Origin of the sequence: Companilactobacillus zhongbaensis, assembly GCF_003946515.1 — a bacterium.
GTDB classification, from domain to species: domain Bacteria; phylum Bacillota; class Bacilli; order Lactobacillales; family Lactobacillaceae; genus Companilactobacillus; species Companilactobacillus zhongbaensis.
Genome location: NZ_RHOM01000026.1, coordinates 24,003 through 30,599, shown reverse-complemented (window position 1 = coordinate 30,599; position 6,597 = coordinate 24,003). Strand labels below are relative to the sequence as shown.

The 6,597-nt window shown below is 41.5% G+C and carries 4 protein-coding genes; all 4 read right to left on the bottom strand.

Annotation, left to right across the window (positions count from 1 at the left end; translation table 11 throughout):
- A partial coding sequence (locus tag EKM69_RS09675; RefSeq protein WP_164505919.1) for a hypothetical protein occupies positions 1-571 on the bottom strand: 571 nt, incomplete at its 3' end.
- Positions 572-860: 289 nt separating this feature from the next.
- Positions 861-4,028, bottom strand: a complete 3,168-nt coding sequence (gene carB / locus EKM69_RS09670) for a carbamoyl-phosphate synthase large subunit (RefSeq protein ID WP_125710539.1) — start codon at positions 4,026-4,028, stop codon at positions 861-863.
- Positions 4,012-5,109, bottom strand: a complete 1,098-nt coding sequence (locus EKM69_RS09665; RefSeq protein ID WP_125710537.1) for a carbamoyl phosphate synthase small subunit — start codon at positions 5,107-5,109, stop codon at positions 4,012-4,014. Before EKM69_RS09665 ends, carB begins: the two co-directional genes overlap by 17 nt.
- Before the next feature lie 1,167 nt (positions 5,110-6,276).
- On the bottom strand, positions 6,277-6,555 hold the full coding sequence (locus EKM69_RS09660) for a LysR family transcriptional regulator (protein WP_125710547.1): 279 nt from the start codon (positions 6,553-6,555) through the stop codon (positions 6,277-6,279).
- Between the last annotated feature and the right edge of the window lie 42 nt (positions 6,556-6,597).

Here is a 6,597-nt window from a genome sequence, read left to right as displayed (position 1 = left end):
CTTTGAGATATGCAGTAACTCTTAATGTGATACTTGATTTTGCAGCATTACCAATATACACACCAAAATCTGATGCATTTGTTAATACCGTTCCATCTTTAACACCTTGAACTCCAAATGTGACGGCTTTATCCAGTGTTGTAGGATCACCTGCAAGTGGCGTAGAAGTTGCGGCCTTAGCAATACTTGCAAGCCCAAAAATTGAAGTTGCTTTTGGTGTTTCAGTTGGAGCGGCTGCAGTATCACCTGTTCCATCGGTTCCTTCTGTCGTTGCAGAAGGTGTATCTGAAGAAGTTGTAGTTGTTGGTAATGCAGTTAGGTCCGTTTGACCATAAACAGCTTTAACATCACTAAAGTCTAATTTTCCTGAATAAGTTGTACTTGATTGTAAAGTTCCTAGCACTCGTGTCAATGCTGCTTGCGTTGCATCATCCAATTTTGAAGTGTCAGTTGTAGTTGAATCATCTGCTGCTTTAGCAGTAGAGGTTGTACTAAATACGGGTGCCGCAAGTGGTGCCACCATCAATAACGTGGCAGCTGCAATTCCGGCATATTTAATATTTTTTTTCATGGTAGAAAATCCTCCCGGTATTAAGTTTTCGTAGGTTCGATTTGCTTCCGAATAAAGTTATCTAACTAACCTTCTACGGAATACGATTAAAATATAGCATGATTAAAAAACAACCCATCTCATATTTCAAAAGATATTTTTAGTATTATTAACGTATACGGCAACAAATCGCCAAATATAATCGATATAAATTTCACTAAAAAAATTAGGTTTTTGGGCAAAAAAATAGGCCGGCTCGTATAATCGAGTCGGTCTATAATTTTGTTTATAAAAGTTATTAATTCAATGTTTAGATGCTATGAATATAGTAAGATTGTGCTTCCAAAACTTTTAATATTGCATCGACAGTATCTAATGCTGTGAATAATGGCACAGAGTGTTCAGTGGTTACACCACGCATCACTTTACCATCAGTTTGGCCAGATTCTTCTTCGTCGATCGTGTTAACGACTACTTGTACTTCTTTGCTGCCGATCATTTCCATCATGGCATCAAATGAGTCGTCGAATCCTTCCACTTCAATACCTTTTTCTTGGAAGAACTTACCAGTATTGTTTTCAGCTAAGATCTCATAGCCTAATTCAACGAATCTTTCGGCTAAGTGACTAGCTTCTTCGAGGTCTGGGTCTTTGACGCTGAAAATAACCTTACCAGCTGACGGAACGTGAGTCTTCGTTCCCTCAAATGCTTTGTACAACGCTTTTTCATAAGTTGTGTCCGTTCCCATGACTTCACCAGTTGACTTCATTTCTGGTCCAAGCAAGCTATCTACGTCAGCTAGTTTCGAGAAACTGAAGACTGGAGCTTTGACGTGGATCAACTTACCTACTGGAGCAACACCATTCTTGTATCCTTGGTCTTTCAAGCTTTGACCGAGGATTACTTTGGTAGCGATCTGTGCCATTGGGATATCAGTAACTTTACTCAAGAAAGGAACTGTTCTTGAAGCTCTAGGGTTAACTTCGATCACGTATGCTTGATCATCTTGGACAACGAATTGGATGTTCATCATCCCTAGACATTTCAAGTCGTGAGCGAGTTTTTCAGTGTAGTCGACAATTTGTTCTTGGACGTGTTTGGACAATGTTTGGACTGGGTAAACTGACATTGAGTCACCTGAGTGAACACCGGCACGTTCAACGTGTTCCATGATACCAGGGATCAAGACGTCTTTACCGTCACAAATAGCGTCAACTTCACATTCCTTACCGACTAAGTAGTGGTCGATCAAAACAGGATGATCGTGAGAAACTTTGACCGCATTGTGCATGTAGTAGTTTAGTTCCTCTTTCTTGTTGATGATCTCCATCGCACGACCACCGAGAACGTAACTAGGACGAACTAAGACTGGATAGCCAACTTTGTCGGCAATCTTAACAGCAGTTGCTTCATCACTAGCAGTGTCACCAGTTGGATGTGCGATACCATTGGCCACAATAACTTTTTCAAACTCATCACGGTCTTCGGCTCTGTTGATGTCTTCAACGGAAGTTCCTAGAACTTTGACGTTGTGTTTCAACAAAGGTTCAGCCAAGTTAACGGCTGTTTGACCACCAAATTGCAAGATGACACCTTCAGGCTTTTCAAGCTCGATGACGTTTAGAACATCTTCCAAAGTCAAAGGTTCAAAGTACAATTTGTCAGAAATTGAAAAATCAGTCGAAACCGTTTCAGGGTTACTGTTCATAACGATAGCTTCGTAGCCGGCTTTTTGAATAGCCTTAACGGAATGGACAGTAGCGTAGTCAAATTCGACACCTTGACCGATCCGGATAGGACCAGAACCGATTACTAAGATCGAAGGCTTCTTGTCAACGACACTTTCGTTTTCGAATTCATAAGTACTGTAGAAATAAGGAGTTTGTGAAGCAAACTCACCGGCACAAGTATCGACCATCTTATAGACTGGCGTGATGCCGTTGTCTTCACGTAATTTTTGCACGGAGTCGATGTCAACATCCCAGATCTTGGCAATCGATTTGTCGGCAAAACCGTTCTTTTTAGCGTACAACAAGACATCTAAGTCTTGCGGATTGTCGCGGAGCTCGCGTTCGATCTCAACGATGTGCAACAACTTATCCAAGTAGAACAAGTTGATCTTAGTCATATCGGCGATCTTTTCAATCTTGTAGCCACGACGGATGGCTTCAGCTAGATAAAAAAGCCGATCATCTTGAGCGACCACGAGTCCGTGATCTAATTCTTCATCAGTTAATTCATGCAATTCTGGTTTATCTAGTGAGATCAAACCAATTTCGAGTGAACGAACTGCTTTGAGGGTAGCTTCTTCAATGTTTCTACCGATAGCCATAACTTCACCAGTTGCCTTCATTTGCGTACCTAAAGTACGATCGGCATGAGTGAATTTGTCAAATGGCCAACGAGGGATCTTGCAGACTACGTAGTCTAAGGCTGGCTCGAATTCGGCGTAAGTTGTACCTGTGACTGGGTTGATGATCTCATCGAGATTTTGACCAACGGCGATCTTGGCAGCAACTTTGGCAATTGGATAACCAGTTGCTTTTGAAGCTAAGGCACTAGAACGACTGACACGAGGGTTAACTTCGATAACGAAATACTTGAAGCTGTTAGGATCCAAGGCTAATTGAACATTACAGCCACCTTCGATCTTCAAAGCACGGATGATCTTCAAGGAAACATCACGTAACATTTGCACTTCACGGTCAGATAACGTTTGAACTGGAGCATAAACGATCGAGTCACCGGTATGGATACCAACGGGATCAAAGTTTTCCATATTGCAGACTACCATGGCATTGTCAGCAGCGTCACGCATAACTTCAAACTCGATCTCTTTGTATCCAGCGATACTTTGTTCCAGCATACATTGCGTTACTGGCGAAAGACTGAGTCCATTTTGGAGGATCTCACGGAGTTCTTTTTCGTTGTTGGCGATACCACCACCAGTTCCACCCATGGTGAAAGCTGGACGAACGATGATCGGATAACCGATCGCATTGGCAGCTGAAACTCCTTCTTCTTCTTCGTGAACGATGGCTGATTGAGGAACTGGTTCGTTGATCTCATTCATCAATGAACGGAACTTCTCACGATCTTCGGCTTGATCGATCGCAGTCATCTTCGTACCTAATAGTTCGATGTCTAATTCTTTTAAGATACCTGAGTCATCTAATTCCTTAGCCATGTTCAAACCTTGTTGACCACCTAAGGTAGGAAGAATTGCATCAGGTCTTTCTTTACGTAAAATCTTAGAAACAAATTGATAAGTAATTGGTTCGATATAAACTTTGTCGGCAATTTCGGTATCAGTCATGATCGTAGCTGGGTTTGAGTTGACCAAAACTACTTGGTAACCTAATTCCTTTAAAGCTAAACAAGCTTGTGTACCGGAATAATCAAATTCAGCAGCTTGACCAATAATAATTGGACCAGAACCGATCACCATAATCTTTGAAATATCAGTTCTTTTCGGCATTTGTGATTGTCCCCTTCGCTTTATTTTCATCGATCAACTTCATAAATCTGTCGAATAAATAGTCGGCATCGTGTGGACCAGGAGCAGCATCCGGGTGATATTGCACAGAAAAGGCCGGATAGATCTTATGTCTCAATCCTTCAACAGTTTTATCGTTGATTTCTTCATGAGTTACTTCTAATTGAGTTGCATCAAGTGAATCACGATCAACAGCGTACCCATGATTTTGAGATGTAAAATCAATTCGACCAGTAGTTAAGTCTCGAACAGGATGGTTGAAACCACGGTGTCCGAATTTCATTTTGTAAGTATCAGCGCCATTAGCGAGGGCAAATAATTGGTGACCCATACAAATTCCAAATAAAGGAACAAGTTTTTCAACTTCTCTGATCATCTCTAAAGTAGCAGGAACGCTCTTAGGATTACCAGGTCCGTTAGTTAGCATGACCCCATCAGGATCTTGGGCAAGAACTTGTTCAGCCGTAGCATCAGCTGGCAAGACCATTAAATTGCAGTCTCTGTCTGACAATTCTCTTAAAATAGAGTGTTTTAGACCATAATCGATCAAAACGACTTTTCTACCATGTGTTGGAACAGGATATGCACTTGGTGTAGTACTTTGTGCTATTTGATTAGTAGGAAGTTCTGCGTTCTGGAGATATTTCACTGTGTTCTCAGTTACCTCATCAACAAGAGTTGCTTTCAAGGCACCTTTAGCACGAATGTGTCGGGTAACGGCTCGAGTATCCACTCCCTGGATTCCAGGAATGCCATTCTCCGTTAAGTATTCGTCCAGTGATAAGTCCATTCTCCAGTTATTTGCTCGTCGGGCCAGTTCATGTACTACTACACCTTTGCAAGTTGGAGTAATTGATTCATAGTCATCACGGTTAATGCCGTAATTACCTATTAGTGGGAAAGTAAACATCAAGATCTCGCCATTATATGACTGATCTGTTATTGATTCTTGATAGCCGGACATTCCAGTACTAAAAACGAGCTCGCCCACTGCGGCCGTCTTTGCACCGAAAGCTTGTCCTGGATAAATATTGCCATCTTCTAATACCAAGTAACGCTTCATTATTCCGCCCCTTTCGTCTATAAACTGACCTTCCAAAAGCTAATTTAGGCAAAAAAAATATACCTAGTTGCTTTTGGTCATATTTGTTAGTAACCACTCGGGAGGTAATACGAACAATGCGCATACCAATCCCATTTTTGTTTCGTGATTGTATTAAATTGTACAACTACTGAGGAAACAATGAAACAGTTTTCTGAAATAAGATTAAAAAAATTTTTAATATTCGGTAGTTAAAAGATTTTGAGAGGGGGTTCACTGCCGGCGGAGGGGTTCCGGGAATATCGCCGTGGAACGCTGTGGACGTCGATTTGAGCTATCCGAGGAAGCCCACCTCGGACATCTCAAATACGAGTCTTCTTCTAAGCTCCTTCGTCGCTAAGAAGAATTTCACAGCTGACGGCGAATTCCCTCCACCCCTCCGCCTGGATAGTGATATACTGCACATTTTGCGCTCATAATTTTTTTGGGGTTGGTGGGTTCATTTTTATTCGGGAGGTTATATTTTTAATGGTTTATTGGTAACTTTCTAATTTTCTTGTAACTTCTGGTTCGAACCATCGTTTGGAAATTAAGGACCAAAATCCGAAAAAGCGCATACATTCACAAAAAAGCATAAACCCATTCTTTCATTATATTAATGTAATAAATCATAGGAGAAAAACATCCCCCCCAAGTTCAAATATTACCCCCTGTCTTCAAAAATACATTCTTTCCATCATTTGTATACAAAACAAAAAAAGCTCTCCTGTAACAACAGAAAGAGCCTTAATTTCATCATATGTAACTGAATAACATAGAACCTAAGAACACTATCCAAAATGGAACAGATAGAAACCTAAATCAAGATCCTAGGAACGGAGCAGAAATAAGTACCATCTATTCCACCCAAACAGTTTTGTAGGACAGGAATAAGTACCGTCCAAACCCCACCCAAGACATGGACGATCACTACCCTAGGTTCTGCGGGAGGGTGGAGGGAATTCGCCGTCAGCCGCGAAATTTTCGTTTGCACGGCAAAGGCCGTGCTTACGAAAAGACCCAGCTTTGAGATGTCCAAGGCGATCTTCCTTGGATAGCTCAAAGTGGGTCCGCAGCGTTCCACGGCGATATTCCCGGAACCCTCCCGCAGAACCGGCAGTGAACCTCCACCCAAACACCAATCCAAGACTATTTTTTATTATATTCCGGATCGTCCATGTCTCTCTCTATATCTATGCCGTAGAGATCATTTACCGCTGCATCTTTATCAGCCGGTTTCACAACCAAAATTGTCGTTGCGCCTTTACTGCTTACATAGCCGACAAAAGTGGTGACCTCTTCTACTAAATATGGCAAACCGTCTGAGTGGACGATATATTCTCCGGCTACTGGCATACTTTCTAGAAAAACCTTGTTCATTCTAATGTAGTCGTCGCCGTCGTGTAATACTACTAATACTTTATACATTATGGTCACCTTCTTATGGTTTTAGTGTTGTCTTTTTTGTTA

Bases quoted from the DNA above. Each gene is read 5' to 3' on its own strand.
- carB (WP_125710539.1), bottom strand. From the start codon at position 4,028: ATGCCGAAAAGAACTGATATTTCAAAGATTATGGTGATCGGTTCTGGT.
- EKM69_RS09665 (WP_125710537.1), bottom strand. From the start codon at position 5,109: ATGAAGCGTTACTTGGTATTAGAAGATGGCAATATTTATCCAGGACAA.
- EKM69_RS09660 (WP_125710547.1), bottom strand. From the start codon at position 6,555: ATGTATAAAGTATTAGTAGTATTACACGACGGCGACGACTACATTAGA.